This is a genomic window from Actinomadura xylanilytica, from assembly GCF_030283145.1.
Classification (GTDB): domain Bacteria; phylum Actinomycetota; class Actinomycetes; order Streptosporangiales; family Streptosporangiaceae; genus Spirillospora; species Spirillospora xylanilytica.
In genome coordinates, this window is sequence record NZ_JASNWE010000001.1 from 239397 (window position 1) to 256741 (window position 17345).

General features: G+C 69.1%; 18 protein-coding genes and 2 pseudogenes. 8 read left to right on the plus strand and 12 right to left on the minus strand.

Features of this window, described 5'->3' with window-relative positions; translation table 11 throughout:
- Window positions 1-114 precede the first annotated feature (114 nt).
- The gene (locus QP090_RS01140) at window positions 115-456 is read left to right on the plus strand and encodes a hypothetical protein (protein WP_285936529.1); all 342 of its coding nucleotides are present in this window, start codon (window positions 115-117) and stop codon (window positions 454-456) included.
- A gap of 890 nt (window positions 457-1346) precedes the next feature.
- On the opposite strand, the gene QP090_RS01145 is transcribed toward QP090_RS01140, so the two are convergent.
- The 5 genes from QP090_RS01145 to QP090_RS01165 all read right to left on the minus strand — a co-directional run bounded on the left by QP090_RS01145 (window position 1347) and on the right by QP090_RS01165 (window position 5042).
- The gene (locus tag QP090_RS01145; RefSeq protein ID WP_285936530.1) at window positions 1347-1682 is read right to left on the minus strand and encodes a helix-turn-helix domain-containing protein; all 336 of its coding nucleotides are present in this window, start codon (window positions 1680-1682) and stop codon (window positions 1347-1349) included.
- A gap of 141 nt (window positions 1683-1823) precedes the next feature.
- A complete protein-coding gene (locus QP090_RS01150; protein WP_285936531.1) occupies window positions 1824-2594 on the minus strand; it encodes a sulfite exporter TauE/SafE family protein in 771 nt (256 codons plus the stop codon).
- Window positions 2591-3196, minus strand: coding sequence for a rhodanese-like domain-containing protein (locus tag QP090_RS01155; RefSeq protein WP_285936532.1), 606 nt, complete (start codon window positions 3194-3196; stop codon window positions 2591-2593). Before QP090_RS01155 ends, QP090_RS01150 begins: the two co-directional genes overlap by 4 nt.
- Window positions 3197-3242: 46 nt before the next feature.
- The gene (locus QP090_RS01160) at window positions 3243-4613 is read right to left on the minus strand and encodes an MBL fold metallo-hydrolase (protein WP_285936533.1); all 1371 of its coding nucleotides are present in this window, start codon (window positions 4611-4613) and stop codon (window positions 3243-3245) included.
- Window positions 4614-4772: 159 nt separating this feature from the next.
- Entirely contained in the window at window positions 4773-5042 is a 270-nt protein-coding gene (locus tag QP090_RS01165; protein WP_285936534.1) for a metal-sensitive transcriptional regulator, read from the minus strand.
- Between the two features lie 286 nt (window positions 5043-5328).
- Between QP090_RS01165 and QP090_RS01170 the strand changes: the two are divergent.
- Window positions 5329-5921: pseudogene (locus QP090_RS01170) on the plus strand (ATP-binding protein).
- Between the two features lie 634 nt (window positions 5922-6555).
- On the plus strand, window positions 6556-8487 hold the full coding sequence (locus QP090_RS01175) for a WD40 repeat domain-containing serine/threonine protein kinase (protein WP_285936535.1): 1932 nt from the start codon (window positions 6556-6558) through the stop codon (window positions 8485-8487).
- Window positions 8488-8677: 190 nt separating this feature from the next.
- On the opposite strand, the gene QP090_RS01180 is transcribed toward QP090_RS01175, so the two are convergent.
- The 4 genes from QP090_RS01180 to QP090_RS01195 all read right to left on the minus strand — a co-directional run bounded on the left by QP090_RS01180 (window position 8678) and on the right by QP090_RS01195 (window position 12014).
- Window positions 8678-8878, minus strand: coding sequence for a hypothetical protein (locus QP090_RS01180; protein WP_285936536.1), 201 nt, complete (start codon window positions 8876-8878; stop codon window positions 8678-8680).
- Window positions 8879-9010: 132 nt separating this feature from the next.
- Window positions 9011-10786 carry an N-acyl-D-amino-acid deacylase family protein gene (locus tag QP090_RS01185; protein WP_285936537.1) on the minus strand — a complete coding sequence of 592 codons (1776 nt, stop codon included), beginning with the start codon at window positions 10784-10786 and terminating at the stop codon, window positions 9011-9013.
- 281 nt (window positions 10787-11067) lie between these two features.
- The gene (locus QP090_RS01190; RefSeq protein WP_285936538.1) at window positions 11068-11739 is read right to left on the minus strand and encodes a TetR/AcrR family transcriptional regulator; all 672 of its coding nucleotides are present in this window, start codon (window positions 11737-11739) and stop codon (window positions 11068-11070) included.
- Complete coding sequence (locus QP090_RS01195; RefSeq protein ID WP_285936539.1) at window positions 11739-12014, minus strand: hypothetical protein; 276 nt, start codon at window positions 12012-12014, stop codon at window positions 11739-11741. The genes QP090_RS01190 and QP090_RS01195 overlap by 1 nt, the downstream gene beginning before the upstream one ends.
- Window positions 12015-12397: 383 nt before the next feature.
- Here QP090_RS01195 and QP090_RS01200 point away from each other — a divergent pair, with 383 nt between their 5' ends.
- The 3 genes and pseudogenes from QP090_RS01200 to QP090_RS01210 all read left to right on the plus strand — a co-directional run.
- Entirely contained in the window at window positions 12398-12535 is a 138-nt protein-coding gene (locus QP090_RS01200; RefSeq protein ID WP_285936540.1) for a hypothetical protein, read from the plus strand.
- Complete coding sequence (locus QP090_RS01205) at window positions 12532-13386, plus strand: SDR family NAD(P)-dependent oxidoreductase (RefSeq protein ID WP_285936541.1); 855 nt, start codon at window positions 12532-12534, stop codon at window positions 13384-13386. The genes QP090_RS01200 and QP090_RS01205 overlap by 4 nt, the downstream gene beginning before the upstream one ends.
- Before the next feature lie 169 nt (window positions 13387-13555).
- Window positions 13556-13900, plus strand: a pseudogene (locus QP090_RS01210) (response regulator); the annotation flags it as partial.
- Here the strand turns inward: QP090_RS01210 and QP090_RS01215 are convergent.
- The 3 genes from QP090_RS01215 to QP090_RS01225 all read right to left on the minus strand — a co-directional run bounded on the left by QP090_RS01215 (window position 13821) and on the right by QP090_RS01225 (window position 15014).
- The gene (locus QP090_RS01215) at window positions 13821-13982 is read right to left on the minus strand and encodes a hypothetical protein (protein ID WP_285936542.1); all 162 of its coding nucleotides are present in this window, start codon (window positions 13980-13982) and stop codon (window positions 13821-13823) included. The pseudogene QP090_RS01210 and the gene QP090_RS01215 sit on opposite strands and share 80 nt — an antisense overlap.
- Complete coding sequence (locus QP090_RS01220; RefSeq protein WP_285936543.1) at window positions 13979-14590, minus strand: class I SAM-dependent methyltransferase; 612 nt, start codon at window positions 14588-14590, stop codon at window positions 13979-13981. The genes QP090_RS01215 and QP090_RS01220 overlap by 4 nt, the downstream gene beginning before the upstream one ends.
- Window positions 14591-14888: 298 nt before the next feature.
- Window positions 14889-15014, minus strand: coding sequence for an SRPBCC family protein (locus QP090_RS01225; RefSeq protein ID WP_285936544.1), 126 nt, complete (start codon window positions 15012-15014; stop codon window positions 14889-14891).
- Between the two features lie 57 nt (window positions 15015-15071).
- Here QP090_RS01225 and QP090_RS01230 point away from each other — a divergent pair, with 57 nt between their 5' ends.
- Window positions 15072-15218 carry a hypothetical protein gene (locus QP090_RS01230; protein WP_285936545.1) on the plus strand — a complete coding sequence of 49 codons (147 nt, stop codon included), beginning with the start codon at window positions 15072-15074 and terminating at the stop codon, window positions 15216-15218.
- Between the two features lies 1 nt (window position 15219).
- Window positions 15220-17343, plus strand: a complete 2124-nt coding sequence (locus QP090_RS01235; RefSeq protein ID WP_285936546.1) for a KedN5 family methylcobalamin-dependent radical SAM C-methyltransferase — start codon at window positions 15220-15222, stop codon at window positions 17341-17343.
- Window positions 17344-17345 lie beyond the last annotated feature (2 nt).

The window sequence follows — 17345 nt, forward strand, 5'->3', positions numbered from 1 at the left end:
GTAGCGGCTAGGAATAACTTCAATCGAGCCGAAGCCGCATTGACAACACACCACCTCAGGACGAAACTCTCAGTGCGATTCGACAGTGACTGCGCGAGACATTCAGAAGGTGAGATGCATGAATACTTCCGATCCAACCCATGCAAGTACCTGGCACGGGCATACATGCAAATCGGAGAAGGAGGTCAAAATCTGGCACTCGCGGCACTCTCGTGGGTGGAAATGCCTAATGTCGATTTGGCTTCCAACTTGAACCATCTTGTCGACGTAGATGTCGGCAATATAATCGAGCTTTCGCGCGAGACAAAGAAATTCGAAAAAATAATCTATGACGAACGCACCTATATATCTGGAATCAAGGGCACCTTCGTCTGGAGCGTTGAAGTGAAACCCGTTTTTCAAACAGTATCCGACTCTCTGATTAATCAGATCATCACAGATACTAGACAATCTTAGCGGTCAATAATTCGGCCCGCACGCGCAGCTGGCTCGCAGGCCGGAATTTGAGGCCTGGCTCGAAGCTAGCCGATGCAGGCAGGCGGGTATCGCCCGTCTGCCACATCCAGGCTACGGGCGCGCCCCAACGCAAATCGAACCGTCCACCTTGAGGACCACACGGGGACCACACGCGATGCGTCGCGGCGAACACAACCCTGGTCACAGCACTTCACACACACGTTCGAGAGTTGCTTTGAGGTGCACATACCATTTCCCCCGCAGTCCTGGGGGCCAAGGGGGCGTGGGTTCAAATCCCGCCGTCCCGACCGGGTAAGCGCAGGTCAAAGGCCAATTCTCCATCACGGGGAGCTGGCCTTTCGCTTGTTCGTTAGTCGTTCGTTAGTGGACGAACCCCCGCCACCCGGCCGCCAGAAGGTTCACACCGGACGCCACGACATCGACAGGCCCAAGATCCACCCGCCATGTGTTCCAGCTCCCAGGACCGGGCACCCCGCTACGCGCCCCACCGAATCACGCCACGCCACCACCAACCGGCCACTTTCAACACAAGCCAGCACAACCGCCGATCCCGGCGCTCACAGCCCCCAATGCTGACTTGCCCCTCAGCCAGAGCCACACGCTCAACTGCGCTCACCCCACAGGGACCCGGGTCCAAAGCGCCGCCACCTCGCCCGTCCAGAGCAAGCCGGACAACGCCCGATCAGCGTCAGCAGCCAACATTGCTGTTGTCGCAGGCGATCAGCGCGGGGGCGATGACGAGACCACATGCACGACGCAGAGCTTCTCGAAGCCATCCAGGGCGCGCGAAAACGTACGCAAGGATGGCGGCCGTCGAGGGGCCGTGCGTGGCACACGGCCCCTCTCGGTGACATGGCCTGCCCAGGTGCTCAGGAGATCTGGCTACGCACCTGGTTCGCCTCGAGCAGGTTCAGAAGTCCGGCTGTTGGAACGCGATAGACGGTGCCGATTCGGATGACACGGCAGGGAAATTTGTTTCGCTTGGCGAGGTCGTAGGCGCATGTTCGGGAGAGGCCCAGTGCTCTGGCCGCCGTCATGATGCTGACGACGGTGGGAGTTCGGCGAGATCGGTGTACTTCATGGTTGCACGATCGTGTCTCCAGACTTATGGGCGGCGAGAAGCTGGCGAGTTCAAGCTGGATGTGGAACTCGAGATCAGGCTGCCGTCGATCGCGGGCGCCACTGACGCCCGCGACTGAGCTCACGACAATTCCACGTGATCGCCGTCCGCCTTCAACGTGATCCTCCGTAGTCGCAGTTCGTCCGACCGCACCGAGCCGCGGTGCTCATTCCGGAAGGCTGTGCCCGGAGCGCGGGGTGCTCGTGGTCGTGCGTCGGGACGTGGGTCAGGTGAAGGCGCCGGCGGCGGTGATGGGGGCCAGGATCAGGATGGTCCAGGCGAACCAGCGCCGCACCCGGTCGGCGTCCAGTCGTCCGGCGAGCTTGCCTGCGGCCAGGGAGGCGAGCAGCGCCGCGCCGGCGAAGGCGAGCATGATCGTCCAGTCCAACTCCGCGGCGGTGCCGGCATGCCCAGCGAAGGCGGCGATGGAGTTGATGACGATGATGACCAGGGAGGTGGCGACCGCTTCGGCGGCGGGCAGGCCCAGGAGCAGGGTGAGGGCGGGGACGACGGCGAAGCCGCCGCCGACGCCCAGCAGTCCGGTCAGCAGTCCGATACCGGCTCCGGTGGCCAGGGCGCGGGGCAGGCAGCGGCGGCGGTTGACACGGCCGCCGGTGGCCCGGCAGGCGCCGCCGGTGCTCTCGCCGCCGCGAAGCATCCGCATGGCGATGACGATCATGACCAGTGCGAAGGCCGGAAGCAGTAGCCGGTCGGGTAGGCCGCGGCCCACTGCCGCACCGGCCAGTGCCGCCGGCACGCCACCGGTGGCGAAGACCACGGTGACGGGCCAGCGCACCTGTCCTTTTCCGAGCCGTGGGACCAGGGCGCCGAGGCTGGAGACGGTGACCACAACCAGCGCGGTAGGAATGGCCACCGTCATCGGCTGCCCGGCCCCGTAGACCAGCACCGGTACGGCCAGGACCGATCCGCCGGCGCCCAGCAGGCCCAGGGTGGCACCGACGATGAGCGCGCCCGCGAGCACCAGGGCGAGGGTCATGCCCGCTCCTGGCTCTCACCGCCGGTACCGCGGGAGCGGAGCTTGGCCAGGGAGTGGTCGAGGTCGAAGCGCGGGCCGCGGTTGTAGGGGAGTTTGGCCAGTGCCATGCCCATGGCACAGGTGTCGGTGACGGCGGCGAAGGCCAGCCCGGCGCCGATCGCACCGGCCAGGAAACGGGCCCGTGGCCAGCGGAGGCTGGCGGCGATGGAGGACGCGACGATGCCGCCGGCGACCAGGCGGACCTGGCGCTCAAGTCCCCACCGCGGCCTGCCGTCGAGGCGGGTGGTGGGGCCGGCCGCGGCGGTCCAGGCGTTCATTCCGCCGGCCAGGATCTGCGCCTGGTCCAGTCCGGCGCCGGTGAGGACGCCGTATGCGCGGGTGGCGCGGCCGCCGGTCTGGCACACCAGCAGGATCGGGCCGGCCGCGGCAGCGGTGATGCGCTGCGGGTGGGTCTCGATCTGGTCCAGGGACAGGTTGAGGGCGCCGGGGATGTGAACGGCGGCGTATTCGGCGGGGGTGCGGACGTCCACGACCTGAATGGCGGGGTCGCCGTGCAGGAGGGCCTGTGCGGCGGATACATCGAGGTTGGGAGTGGAGGTCATCAAAGGGGTCCTTCGCGTGAGAGGTGGTCAAGATTCAAGATTTTGGTCAGGTGGCTGCCGCGGTGGACCGCAGGTCGGCCACGCCGGCGCCGGTCAGCACGATCGGCCTGTAGCCGGCTCGCAGCAGCAGGCTGGCGGCGATGGCGGCGCGGCGGCCCGAACCGCAGGCCACCAGCACGGGCCGGGCGGGGTCGAGTCCGGCGGGAATGCCGTTGGTGACCAGGTCGGGCAGGAAGCGGTGGACCGCGCCGGGGTAGGGGGTGGCGCGCTGCTCGCTGGGCATCCGCACATCCAGTAGTTGGGCGGCGGGCTCGGCGAGCCGGGCGGCGAACTCGGACAGTTCCAGCAGTTCGAACCCCTTGGTCGCGGCCGGCCCGGGATCGTTGATGACGCCCTGGACGCTGTCGATGCCGATCTGGGCGAGCTGGGTGACCGCCTGGCGTACCTGCGCACCGGGCGCGGTCTCATCTGCCTCGCCCTCGGTGTCAGCGCCGGTCCCGGCGACGAGGATGATCGGTGCCTGATAGGGCAGCAGCCAGCCCGCCCAGCTGCCGAAGTCGTCGGCCAGCTCGATACCGAGCGAGCCGGGCAGCATCCCGGCGGCCTGCTCGGCCCGGGGGCGGATGTCGACCAGGTGCGCGCCATCGGGCGCCTGGCCGGGGCCGATCAGCGGTGGGGCGGCGGCGGGCTGGGGCGGTGCGCCCAGGGTGTTGGCCGGTCCCATGTGCTGGTAGAAGGCGGGGATCGGCATCGGCTCGGCCAGCAGCCGGTCGGCGAACTGTTCGGCGTCGTCTATGGCCAGCAGCGGATTGCCGGTGTTCTCGGCGGCGATGGTGGAGGTGTAGCGTCCCGCGCCGCTGGAGGTGCAGAACGACCCCTGGCCATGGGTGGGCAGCAGCTCCACATGACCGGGGAGCCCGGCCAGGCGGCGCAGTGAGCGGTGCTGGTGCCGGGCCAGAGTACGGGCGCGTTCGGGCCCGAGCAGGTCGGGCCGCCCGGCTGAGGACACCAGCAGGCTGCCGCCGGAGAACACCGCGGCCGGCTCGCCCTCGATCAGCACCAGGTAGGAGGTGTGCTCGGGCGTGTGGCCGGGGGTGTGGATCGGGCGCAGCGACAGTCCTCGCCCGCCGGAGATGTCCTCCAGGTGGAAGGCCGGGGTGTGCCGGTAGGCGGGGGCCGCGGCGGCGGGCAGCACGAGCTCGGCGCCGCTGCGCAGCGCGGCCTGCGGGCCACCGGAGACGTAGTCGTTGTGCAGGTGGGTCTCGGCCACGAACCGCAGCTCGACATCGCGCTGGGCCGCGGCCTCCAGGAACCGGTCGATGTCGCGCTGCGGGTCGACCAGCACCCCCTGCCCCTGGTGGATCAGCAGGTAGCTCTGGTCCCCCAGCCCTGGGGTCCGGAACGAAACGATCTCCATGATTCACCTTTCCTCAATACCCGGGGGGGTATGTGCCGGTCATGGCTCCGCCCTGGCCGGTAGCCCCGGCAGGGCTTGGCGGTGGCGGAGGTGTCAGATCAGGTGTGAGCGCCGGGACCGGGCCCTCGGACCCGCCCCGGAAGGGTCACGACCGCGAGGTCAGGACAGGGCCAGGAACAGGCGTTCCAGGTCGGCGATGTCCATCGGCGGCTCCTCGCCGCGCTGCTGGGCGGCCTGGCAGTGCTGCAGCCCGCTGGCCACGAGCTTGAACCCGGCCCGGTCCAGGGCCTTGGAGACCGCCGCCAGCTGGGTGAGCACCTTGGTGCAGTCCTCGCCCGCCTCGATCATCGCGACCACGCCACCGAGCTGGCCCTGGGCCCGGCGCAGCCGCACCAGCGCATCACCGGCCAGCTCCTGATTCATCTGCATGCTTCCCCCTAATCACCCACAACATACCCCCTGGGGTATGTGACCAGGCAAATTGATGTGTCTGGTCACACATCACCCACCACCGCGCAGCGGGTCCACTCCGGCGGTGACTTCCGGGGGCACCGAGGCGGAGGTCACCTCCCTGTCGGCACCCCGGCACCCCGGCACCCACCATGGACATCCGCCCCCTCTTATCAAGCAGGGCGAGACAGGACGATCGACACGGTCGACGACGATCCTCGCGGACCAGGCCGCCATGACTGAGCGACAAGATGGCGGGTGACCGATGAGCAGCCAGAGCGAGCGGCCGGCCAGGCCCAAGCGCCGCTCGTTCACCGCGGCCTACAAGGCTGGGGCCAACCCCAACATCCTGCCCGCCGCCGTTTACACCCTGGCCAAATGCGAATGGATCAGGCATGGGCATCCGCTCTGCCTGATCGGTGACTCGGGCACCGGCAAGTCCCACCTGCTTATCGCGCTGGGCACCGAGGCCGCCATGGTCGGCTTCCGGGTCAAGTACGTGCTGGCCGCCAAGCTGGTCAACGAACGGGTCGAGGCCGCCGACGAACCCCAGCTCAACAGACCATCACCCGCTACGGCCGCGTCGACCTGCCCTGCATCGGGGAGCTGGGCTACATGGAGCTCGACAAACGCGGCGCCGACCTGCTCTTCCAGGTACTCACCGAACGCGCGGAGAGGGCCAGCGTCGCGATCGCCTCCAACGAGAGCTTCGGCGGCTGGACCAACACCTTTACCGACCCCCGTCTCTGCGGCGCCATCGTCGACCGTCTCACCTTCAACGCCACGATCATCGACACCGGCAATGATTCTTTCCGGATGGCCCAGACCCGAGCCCGCCAAGCCACCGAACTCGCCTGACTGAAGGATCCAAACGATGGCCCCGCTCCTCCGGCCCGACCGACGACCCGGCCGGACGGGTCAGCGCTCCACCAGCGCCCCCGCGCCCCTCAGCCTCCCGCGCACGTTCCGCGACCGGTAGGCACCAGCGATCCGTCAGGGTGCCGCCCGACCGTCCAAGGTGCCCGCCGGCTGCTCCCCATCGCGCGAGGGGAGACGCAACAGCTCCAAGCCTTTGGATTCCCCCCACCCGGGCATCCCTACTGGACAGCTGAGACGCTGGCCAGGATGGCGCTTCGGTATCCGAACTCGACCTCACGCCGTGGGCTACGGCGGATTCTGTTCCGCCGGCGGTTTCCAGTCGGCTGTGCTCTCCCCAGTGTTCGTGGGCCTAGACCAATCCGATTCCAGCTCCCGCCGCATCGAACTGGGCGTGCGGTCCTTCCGCACCCAGCTCACCGACGCCGGTCACCGCCGGTATTCGGCTTCTCCCGCCCAGGGCTCGCCAGGTCTGGGCGGGACGACGATTCCAGACAACTGATACCGCGACCTGGCGGTTCCGGGCACCGCCGGGGTCACAATCGGGCCGTGACGGTACCGGACAATGTGATCGATGTGGTTGTGTTCGGCTGTGATGCAGGGTGTTGGGAAAGTCGTGATCGGCCGATACCGGCTGGTGGAGATGCTGGGCGAGGGCGGGATGGGCGCCGTCTGGCGCGCGCACGATGAGCGGATGCGCCGGGACGTGGCGCTCAAGCAGCTCAAGCTCCCCCTGAGCCTGGACGCCGACTTGCGTGAACAGCTGGTGGCGCGGATGGCGCGGGAGGCGCGGTCGATCGGGATGCTCAAGCACCCCGGCGTCGTGACCGTTTATGACCAGTTCCACGATGAGGACGATCTGCCCTGGATCGTGATGGAGCTGGTGGAGGGCAGTTCCCTGGCCGCCGTCATCAGCGACGAGGGTCCGCTGGACGAGGTGTGGGCCGCCCGGATCGGCGAGCAGGTCGCCGCAGCGCTGGCCGCCGCGCACCGGGCGGGGATCGTGCACCGGGACATCAAGCCCGCCAATATCCTGATCGAAGGCCGGCGGGCTGTGGTCACCGACTTCGGGATCGCCGCCGTCCCCGGAGAGGTCACCCTCACTGCCACCGGCGCCCTGGTGGGCACCCCGGCCTATCTGTCGCCTGAACAGGTCAACGACCGCCAGGCCACCTCCGCCTCTGACATCTGGTCCCTGGGCGCCACCCTGTACGCCGCCGTCGAAGGCCGTCCCGCCTTTAGCGGCGGCACCCTCGGGGCGCTGCTTCTGGCCGTTTCCCAGGGTGAACCCGCCCCCACCCAGCGCGCTCAGCGCCTGGCATCCATTCTGCGCGACCTGCTGAACCGTGATCCCGAGCGGCGTCCCACCGCCGAGGCCGCCGCCACCGCTCTCGCCGCATTGGCCGCGCCGCAACCGGCCACCCCGCAACCAGTTGCCGCTGCATCAGCCGGCACCGCACCAGACCTGGCGAGCCTCGCCCTCGTAACACCTTTCCCCCAGCCCTCGCGCCGCGCCTTCCTGGTCACGACGAGCACCGCCGCTCTCGCGCTGGCCGTCCCCGTCGGCTACCTCCTCACTCGCGACCGGCGGGCTGAACGGCCCCGCGGGAACCACACTCCCGCCCCCGCTGGCCCAGCCTCTCTCGGTCGTCCCCTCACCGGTCACAGCGGGCCAGTCAGCGGGGTGGCCTTCAGCCCGGACGGCAGGACTCTGGCCACCGCGAGCGATGACCAGACGGTACGGCTCTGGGACGTGGCCACCCGCACGCCCCACCACCAGGCCCTCACCGGCCACAGCGGCGCCGTTCGCGCGCTGGCGTTCAGCCCCGACGGCAAGATCCTGGCCACCGGGGGCGACGACAAGACGGTGCGGCTTTGGGACATGGTCACCCGCGCCCCTCTCGGCAAGCCCCTCCCCGACCACTTCGATTCCGTCTGGTCGGTGGCGTTCGGCCCCGACGGCAAGACCTTGGCCACCGGAGACGGCGACGGGACGGTGTGGCTGTGGAATCTGGACACCCGCAAGCACCACGACGTGCCCCTCGTGCACAGCAACGGCGTCGGCGCATTGGCGTTCAGCCCGGACGGCAAGACCTTGGTCGCCGCGAGCACCCAGGTGATGATGTGGGACGTGGCGATCCGTAGGCCCGTCTACCAGCCGCTCAAGGGCGACAGCCACGGTGTCGGTGCGGTGGCGTTCCACCCGGACGGCAAGATCTTGGCCACCGCAAGCCACTTCCAGGCGGCGCGGCTGTGGAACACGCGCACCCGCAAGCCCATCGGTGACCCCCTCGTGGACAGAGGCGCCGCCGGCGCGGTGGCCTTCAGCTCCAATGGCAAGGTCTTGGCCACCGCGAGCGATGACGAAACGGTGCGGCTGTGGGATGTGGCCGCCCGAAGGCCCCTCACCCGGCCCCTCACCGGCCACACCAACACCGTCGAGGCGCTGGCGTTCAGTCCCGACGGCAGGACCCTCGTCAGCGCAAGCGCCGACCACACCGTGCGGCTGTGGGACGTGGCACTCGTGAACCAGAGCGCACCAGTCTGATGGTGCACCGAAGCCCGCCGTCGGCCCCGGACTCGTGGGGTAACGCCGGTCCGCCTCGGTGAGGTGACCGGCGGCGACGGCACCCACTACCGCGGGAACCTGGCCTACGACCTGGTCAAGACAGCCGTCAATCGCCTGGCACTGGCCCAGGCCGAGGAACTTCACATGGCCGCAGCTCGGTGAGGTCGCCTCACCGCAGGCCGGCTTCGATGTCGCTCTCCACCAGCAGCTTGGAATCGGCGCCGGGGAGCGCTCGGTAGAGCTGATCGAACTGCTCGGGGGTGATGATGTCCAGCGGCTTCTCCGGGACGGTGGGAGTCCGCACGCCCTTGCCGGGATGGAGGTAGCTGACCTGGTCGTTGAGCGCGGTCGTGAAGATCGCGCTGAGCACCACCTTGTTGTACCTGATGGTGGCCGACGAGACGCCGTTCTCACCTGCATGTTCACAGTCGATCGCGTGATCTGTCCAGGATGATGTGAACGATCATCATTCAGGGGGTTGATACCCGGCCGGATCCTCTGCCTACGCGACGGTGGCCGGGTCGACCCGGCCCCTCGCCTCGCCGGCGCGAAGAAAGCGGCCGGTGCGACGCTGGCCGAGGCCGCCTGCCGCGGTGCCCTGGCCGAAAGCGTACTGTCCGGCGACCAGGACCGCGGTCACGGCATGGTCGTTGCGGTTGACCATCCGCGACAGGTTCCCGAACGGTTCGAACGGGTCCTCGGCGTAGGCGTCGAGGGAGTCGTCCAGGCGGGCAGGGTCGATGACGACCAGGTCGGCGCGGTCTCCTTGGCGCAGCCGGCCTGCGTCCAGGGCGAACCAGTCGGCCAGTTCCCCGGTCAGCCGGTGGACGGCGTGTTCGAGGGCCATGAAGGGGCGGCCCGCCTGCTCGGCGTCGTGGACGCGGCGCAGGAAGCGCAGACCGACGTTGTAGAACGCCATGTTGCGCAGATGGGCACCCGCGTCCGAGAAACCGATCTGAACCCCCGAGTGTGCCGCCACCTTGTCCAGACGCTCGGGCCGGTGGTTGGAGATCGTGGTGCGCCAGCGGATCGAGGTGCCATGCTCCAGGACGAGGTCCAGGTAGGCGTCGACCGGGTGCTGGTCACCGCGTTCCACCGCGACCTGTCCGAAGGACTTGCCGACCAGCGAGGGGTCGGGGCAGGCGACGATCTCGGCATCGTTCAGGTCCCGATGCCAGACCCGGGGGGTGAACCGCTTGGCATAGTCGCGCTTGAACCACTGGCGGTAGCCGGGGTCGCGGAGCAACTCGTCGCGTTCGGCCTGCTCCCGCAGGTGCAGCGCGGCGGCGCCGGCGCCCAGCTCCTCGAAGATCACCAGGTCGATGCCGTCGGCGTACACCTCGAACGGCACCGGCAGGTGTTGCCAGCGGAAGTCACCGCCGAGGAGGTTCACCGCGCTGGCCGCCGGCGGCATGAGGTGGATGACCGCGGGGTTCGACTTGACGTCCGCAGCGGACAGCAGACTCGTCTTGAGCGGTTTGCGTACGGTTCCGATGCTGCCGAGCAGGAATCGTCCGATGTCGCTGGGCGACCCCACGTCCGGCGCAGCCTGCAGGATGCGGCCCCGGGCCCGCAACAGCCGTGTGAGCCGGCGCATCTCGTTGCTCTTGGCGTAGGTGGAGGGCAGGGTTCGCGACCGGCACCGTTCCCCGTCGAGTTTGTCGAACAGCAGCCGTTGTGCCGACATCCCCACGAAGCCTGCGTCCAGTGCTTCTCGGAGCATCTCCACCATGCGCCCGAGTTCTGCGGGAAGGGGCCGCACGTCGTGCCGGGTCGCGCGGGCCAGACCCATCACCGCGGCGCGGATGTCGGAGTGCCCGATGAAGGCCGCGACGTTGGGTCCCAGCGGTAGCTCCTCCAGCGCCTCGGCGTACTCCGCGGCGTTCGACCAGGACCGTCGCCTGGAGAGCATGTCGATGACATGCCGGCGCGGGATGGCCTCGACGCGTCCGAACAGGTCCCCCGCGTCCTCGGGGGTGACGTGGACCGTGGAGAGCGAGCAGGAGCCGAGCAGGACGGTCGTCACCCCGTGCCGCAGGCTCTCGCTCAGTTCCGGAGCGGCGAGGATCTCGGCGTCGTAGTGGGTGTGGATGTCCACGAGCCCGGGCAGGACCCACTGTCCGGAGGCGTCGATCACCCGCGGGCAGCCGTCCTCGTCCAGCGGCTCCGAGCTGACCGTGCCGACCTTGCCGGCGACGATACCCACGTGGCGCACCGCGGAGGGGGCTCCCGTCCCGTCGAACCATCGGCCGCCCCGCACCACGACGTCGTACTTCATGTGTCCTCCTCGGTTTGCCATCCTGCTCTTGTTCGGGTCAGCCACGGGCCGTGTACGCGGTGCCCCGGGGCAAGCGCGTCCTGACCGGGTCATGGGTGTCTGAGGGCGGCATACGACGGTGCGCTCCGGTCGGAGTCCGCGATCTAAAACGACACCGGGCAGGCGCCCCCCGCGGCGTCCTTTGGTGGGACGGTGCGAGCCGAGTTCGACGGTGAACGCTGCCCCGATCCGATCGCGCCGGCTCGGCCCAGTCGACACCGCTCGCCCCGAACCTGATCGTCTCAAGGGTCATCGGGCGGCTCCGCGGGTGTGGTGCCTGCGGCATCGTTCGGGACGGTGCCGTAGATCGTGCGCAGCCAGACCGTCGTCAGCGCTTGGATGTGCTGTTCCCTGGAGAGCCGGCCACCAAGGACGACATGCTCCAACGCTCGGTCATTGAGGTCGAGCAACACGATGGCCAGTGCAGTGGCGTCCGCTCCTTCCGGGGCGTTGCCGGCCTCACGCTCGGCCCGGATCATGTTCGCCACCGGCTCCACGAAGGACTGCCGGTCCGCCCCCCAGAGGCTTCTGACCGTCTCGTCGATCGCGCGCGTCTCCAGTACGGCCCGATAGATGTGGCGGTGCTCGTCCACCGCCTCGAAGAGGCGGCGGATCACGGTCTCGATACGCCACTCGGGGCTGCCCTCCCGGCCCACGAGCACGGCCGCGGCGGACTGGATGTCGTCGTACAGCTCCCCCGCCAGCGAGGCCACAGCGTGGACCTTGTTCTCGAAGTAGAAGTAGAAGGCGGACCTGGTCACACCTGCTCGGCGGGCGATGTCCGCGATGTTGACCGCCTCCAGACCGTTCTCCTGGAGGTGCTCCTTCAACGAGGCCAGCAGCGCCTCACGCCGCTGCTCCCCGCGGCCTGGTGGCCTCCGGTCGAGCCTGTCCGCCCGGTCCGCGGCGACCATCAGACCCGGCCCACCAGGACCGGCGCCCCGGGCCTGGCCGCGCGGTACCTCCCGCACGGCGGCTCCTTCGTGCGCAGCTCGTGCTCGTAGACGAAGTAGTCCCCCCGTCGGGTGTGACGCGGCGAGTCCACCCTGTGCGCGGTGAACCGCCGTTCGTCGGCGGTGATCATCGTCTCCAACTCCTCGGTCGGCGGAAGCCCGCAGAACCCCGCGCGGTACGCCGCGACCAGGCGGGCCTGATACTCGACCAGCGGGCATGAGCTGGGCGAAGCCAACAAAAGCAAGATCGTCGATATCCGGCCTGAAGATCCGTTTGTAAAGCCGGATGTGGTCGTTCGGTGCGCTGATGGTGGGGCCCGTCGCGTCGATGTGGACGTGTCGATTGCAGCAAGCGCTACGCACTGCTACGCCCGCTTGTTTTGCCGAAGGCCCAATTACCTCCGATTCGACCGGGGTCTCGAAGCACAGGTCTGGCGCGCCGCGGTCGCCGAGCATCTTTCCGGTGGTCAGCCCACTGATTCCAGCGCCGATCACTGCGGTGATGGGAAGCGGCACGGAGCCTCTTTTGCGTGCAATCTATGACGAAGGTGACAGTCGTCACGGTAACGGCTATTTTTGACGCACGTCAATTAATGTCGACGTGCGTTAGGAGATCACGATGGGTGACCTGCGCAACGCGGTGATGGTCGGCGGAGCGTCCGGGCTCGGCCGGGACGGCGCCCAGGCCCTGGCCGCGAACGGGCGCGCCGACCCCGACCCCGACCTGCACGCCCACGTGACGCAGGCGTTCGCATGAGTGCCCCGCGATTCGCCGGCGCCTCCGCGATCGTGACGGGAGGGGGTTCCGGCATCGGCGCGGCAATCGGCAAGGCGCTGGTCGAGGCCGGGGCCCACGTCGTGCTCGGCGACCTCGACGAGCAGGCCGCCAAGGCCGTCGCGGCTGAACTGGCCGGTCCCGGAACCGCCCGCGGCGTCGCGCTCGACGTGACCGACGCCGCAGCGGTACGGCGGCTCGTCGAAGAGGTGGCCGCCCAGCACGGCGGGCTGGACCTGATGTTCAACAACGCGGGAATCTTCATCGGCGGCGAGACAGAGCAGATCTCGCCGGCACAGTGGAACGCGATCATCGACGTCAACATCCGGGGTGTCGTCCACGGGGTCACCGCTGCTTACCCGCTGATGATCCAGCAGGGGAGAGGCCACATCGTGAACACCGCGTCGATGGGCGGCCTCATGGCGGCCGGCCTCCTCACCGGCTACGCGATGACCAAGCACGCGGTCGTCGGCTTGTCGCTGGCACTGCGGTCCGAGGCCGCCGCGCACGGCGTCGCCGTGACCGCCATCTGTCCCGCCGCGGTGGACACCCCGATCCTCGACAAAGGCGCGATCGGCCGGTTCCACGGCCGCGACTACTTCCTCAAGGGCCAAGGGGTGCGGCGACCGCTCGCCCCGGACGTGCTCGCACGCCGGACGCTCGACGCCGTCGCCGAAGGCCGCGCGCTGCTCGTGACCCCGCGCGCCGCTCACATCGCGTGGCTGATCGGGCGGCTGGCCCCTGGTCTCGTACAGCGCATGTCGATCCGCTTCGTCGCCCGGCAACGGTCCATGCAGGCGGCACGCGCGGCTCTCCCGCAAGAGAACCCCTGAGCGGCCGATGGGTTGGGTCAGTCGAGTCGACACAGAGAACTCGCAGGTCAGAGCCATGGTGATTCATGTCCCCTTATCCCCCTCCTCAGCTACTCGTCAGCCGGTACGGGCCACGCGCGCAGCCGGTGACGCACCGACCGGGCCTGGCGCTGCGGCAGGAGGTCAGGGCCTGCGCGTCGTGGTCATCGAGCCCGGCTTCGACACCGCTCTGGAACTTCTGAGCATCGACACCTACGACATCGCCGTCCTCGACCGCGACATCCCCGGACCGTCCGGTGACGAGATCGCCGAACACATCGTCGCCTCCGGCAGCGGCATGCCGATCCTCATGCTCACCGCAGCCGACCGGCTCGACGACAAGGCCACCGGTTTCGAACTCGGCGCCGACGACTACCTCACAAAACCCTTCGAACTGCAAGAGCTCGTCATGCGGCTCAGAGCACTCGACCGCCGGCGTGCGTACAGCAGGCCACCGATGCGGGAGATCGCAGGAACAGCAGCCGGGCCGCCGCGTCCACGCCCACAGCGTCGATCACCCCCGCGACATCGCCGTCACGCGTCTCGGTGGCGGCCAGCAGGCGTTCGACGTCCTTCATCGCCCTCCCCCCTCCCGGACTCCGACGTAGAGCCCACGGCCGGACCGGAAGGCGTCATGGGCGGTGTACTCGGCCTTCAGGCCGGCCCGGCGGAAGGCCGCCGCGTAGTCCTCCGGACGGAACAGCGTCAGGCGCTGGACGTGGACGAAGCTCCTGATGCCGTCCTGTCCGGCCACGGTGTAATGCGTCTCCTGGCGGGCGGCGCCGCCGTCCCGGGTCGACAGCGAGACCCGGGAGATCGTCCGGCCTCCGCCGCGGACGACGTCGTCGGCTATGTGGCCGTCAAGGAACCGGCCGGGCGTCCACCACGGTTCGACGACGAGGACGCCGCCCGGCGTCAGGTGCGCGGCCATCCGTTCGAGCGCCGCGTCCAGTTCGGCGGCCGTGGACATGTAGCCGACCGCGCTGTACAGGCAGCACATGGCGTCGAAGGCGCGGCCGAGCGCGAAGCCGCGCATGTCGCCGGCGTGCACCGGCACGCCGGGCAGTTTGCGGGACGCGACGGCGCGCATTCCCGCCGCGAGGTCGAGCCCGGCCACCTCGCCGAACAGCGCCCGCAGCGCCACCAGGTGCTCGCCGGTGCCGCAGGCGACGTCGAGCAACGACACCGCGTCCGGACGGCGCGCGCACCAGCGCCGCGACCGCCGCCGCCTCGGCGGCGTAGTCCTTGCCCAGGCCGCGGTAGACGAGGGCGTAGATCTCACTCATCGCCATGCCGTAGGCGGCGTTGTCAGCGGCTTCGAGGGTGGTGCCGTCCGGCATGGTGGCCCTCCGCGTCACTGTCGCACGTCCCTGCCAGGCTAAGTGGTCACTTTATTTTTGCCTAGCACCGGTGACATGGACGTGACCGCCGCAGCCGCCACATCCTTCCCCGCAGTGGTCATGAGCGGGGAAGACCCATCGCGTTCAGCCCATGGCCTGGGCGTACTCGTCCCTGAGTTCGGCCTCGCGGTCCCAGACCGACCAGCCGACCTCGCGGCCGTCGAGGTGCACCTCCAGCACGTCCAGGACGGCGTGCCAAGCGGAGCCCATCGCGGCGGCCTGCCTCGGCTACGTCCAGTCGCGGGTCGGACGGGCGACCAGGAACTGATGGATCTGCGCTTCTCGCTCCGCGAGCCGCGCGCCTACCAGTCCACGCCGGACGAGATCATCGGGCTCGCGCGCGCCCACGGCATGACGCCGCGCCGGCGGTTCGGGCTGGGCGTCTGGCAGTGGTACTCGTTCGGCCGGGACTGACATGGACGCGCGACCGCCCAGGAAGATCGCCCTCGTCCAGCAGGGGATCTGGGAGACGCCGCTCGAATCGATGCCGCTCGCCTGCGGCTACCTGAAGGCGGCGGCGCTGGCCGACGACCGGATCCGCCGCAAGGCCGACCTGCGGATCTTCAACTTCAAGGGCGGCGCGACCGCGCCCAGCATGGCCTTCGAGCTGTTCCGGGACGGTCCGCCGGACGTCCTGGCCTGCTCGGTGCTCGGCTGGAACCAGCGCACCTTCGGGGCGCTCGCCGAGACGTTCAAGCAGCTCGCCCCCGGCGGCTGGGCCGTCTTCGGCGGGACGCACGTCGCCCATCAGGCCGAGCGGGTGTTCGCGCTGTGCCCCGGCGTGGACGTGGTGGTGAACTGCGAGGGCGAGTTCGCCTTCCGGGATCTGCTGACGGCCAGGCTGGACGGCGTGCCGCCCACCGAGCTGGGGCACGTGACCGGGATCTCCTACCGGGACCGGACGGGCGCCGTCCGCACCACGCCGGAACGCCCCCGGATCGACGACCTCGAGCTGATCCCGTCGCCGTTCCTGACCGGGGCGATCGACCTGACCGACGCCGACGGCCGGTTCCGGTACGACGTGGCGCTGATGGAGTCCAATCGGGGCTGCCCCTACAAGTGCGCCTTCTGCTTCTGGGGCGGCGCGGTCGGGCAGAAGGTGCGGGCGTTCTCGCGGGAGCGGCTGCGCGCCGAACTGGAGCTGTTCGCCGGGCACAAGGTGCACACCATCGTCCTGTGCGACGCCAACTTCGGGATGCTGCGGAGCGACCTCGACTTCGTGGAGGACATGATCGAGGTACGCGACCGGTTCGGCTACCCGCGCGCGCTGGAGACGTCCTGGGCGAAGAACAAGTCGAAGCTCTTCTACGAGATCGTCCGGCGGATGAAGCGGGCCGGGCTGAAGAGCTCGTTCACCCTGGCGCTTCAGACCCTCGACGACGAGACGCTGGGGCACATGGACCGGCGCAATATGAAGGTCAACGAGTGGGAGGAGCTCACCTCCTGGCTCGGCGACGAGGGCATCGACTGCTACGCCGAGCTGATCTGGGGCGCGCCGGGCGAGACGCCCGAGTCGTTCATGGCGGGCTACGACCGGCTCGCCGACAGGGTGACGCGGATCGCCGTCTACCCGATGCTGCTGCTGCCGAACACCCGGTACAGCGAACGGAAGGCCGACTACGGGATCGTGTCGGTCCGCGGTGACCGGGACGACTTCGAGTACGTCCTGGCGACCGGCTGGGTGAGCTTCGCCGAGAACCAGCGGATGCACCGCTTCCTGTTCTGGGCGCGGGTCGTCGCCGAGATGGCGGTGCTGCGGCACGTCTGGCACGGGTTGCGGCGGCTCGCCGGGATCCGGCAGTCCGCGGTGCTGAAGAGCCTGGACTCCTGGTTCGGAGAGGCCGACGACCCGTCCGCCGAACCGATGCGGGAGGCGATGCGCAGCGCGGTGTTCGGCGCGGGGGACTTCGGCGCCGGAGTCGCGTTCCTCTACACCGACCCCGCGGCCAAGCGGCTGCTGCGCCGATGGTGGACGGAGCGGATGACGCCGCTGCTGCCGCCGGAGGCGGCGCCGGTCATCGAGGATGATGTTCCGCTACGACCTGCTGACGATGCCGCTGGTGGGCGACGACGCCGCGCAGGCGGAGGGGACCGTCGCCGTGCGCGGCGAGGTCTACCACGTGCGGCGCGGCGTGCGGCTCGCCCACGACGTGCCGGCGATCACCGCCGCGCTGCGGGCCGGGGCGACTCCGGATCCGCTGCCCGGCCCCGTCACCATCGACCTGTACTACCGGGCGCACGCGGAGACCGCGGTCAACTCCACCAACCACGAGATCATCGTCCATTACCTCGGAATGCCCCTGGCGGAGATCACCGAGAACGCCGCGGCGGACGCCGGCGACTCGTATCGCTGAGCCTGCGCCATCGGCCGCGTCCGCGGATCAGTACACCAGGATCGTCCTGCCGAGAAGGGGCGGAAATCCGTCCTGACCAGGGAAGTGTCACTTCCCGACCCGGCCGGCCTCACCCCCGCAAACCGGTCCCGAGAACTACGCTAAGTGGTGTTCAGTCGACTTATCGTCATCACCCTCGGAGGTGACC

Excerpts from the sequence above, each read along its gene's own strand:
- QP090_RS01165 (WP_285936534.1), bottom strand. The coding sequence starts at position 5,042 with ATGCAGATGAATCAGGAGCTGGCCGGTGATGCGCTGGTGCGGCTGCGC.
- QP090_RS01230 (WP_285936545.1), top strand. The coding sequence starts at position 15,072 with ATGGATCTGCGCTTCTCGCTCCGCGAGCCGCGCGCCTACCAGTCCACG.
- QP090_RS01190 (WP_285936538.1), bottom strand. The coding sequence starts at position 11,739 with ATGGTCGCCGCGGACCGGGCGGACAGGCTCGACCGGAGGCCACCAGGC.
- QP090_RS01140 (WP_285936529.1), top strand. The coding sequence starts at position 115 with ATGCATGAATACTTCCGATCCAACCCATGCAAGTACCTGGCACGGGCA.
- QP090_RS01160 (WP_285936533.1), bottom strand. The coding sequence starts at position 4,613 with ATGGAGATCGTTTCGTTCCGGACCCCAGGGCTGGGGGACCAGAGCTAC.
- QP090_RS01235 (WP_285936546.1), top strand. The coding sequence starts at position 15,220 with ATGGACGCGCGACCGCCCAGGAAGATCGCCCTCGTCCAGCAGGGGATC.
- QP090_RS01200 (WP_285936540.1), top strand. The coding sequence starts at position 12,398 with ATGGGTGACCTGCGCAACGCGGTGATGGTCGGCGGAGCGTCCGGGCTC.
- QP090_RS01215 (WP_285936542.1), bottom strand. The coding sequence starts at position 13,982 with ATGAAGGACGTCGAACGCCTGCTGGCCGCCACCGAGACGCGTGACGGC.
- QP090_RS01185 (WP_285936537.1), bottom strand. The coding sequence starts at position 10,786 with ATGAAGTACGACGTCGTGGTGCGGGGCGGCCGATGGTTCGACGGGACG.
- QP090_RS01205 (WP_285936541.1), top strand. The coding sequence starts at position 12,532 with ATGAGTGCCCCGCGATTCGCCGGCGCCTCCGCGATCGTGACGGGAGGG.
- QP090_RS01225 (WP_285936544.1), bottom strand. The coding sequence starts at position 15,014 with ATGGGCTCCGCTTGGCACGCCGTCCTGGACGTGCTGGAGGTGCACCTC.
- QP090_RS01150 (WP_285936531.1), bottom strand. The coding sequence starts at position 2,594 with ATGACCCTCGCCCTGGTGCTCGCGGGCGCGCTCATCGTCGGTGCCACC.
- QP090_RS01155 (WP_285936532.1), bottom strand. The coding sequence starts at position 3,196 with ATGACCTCCACTCCCAACCTCGATGTATCCGCCGCACAGGCCCTCCTG.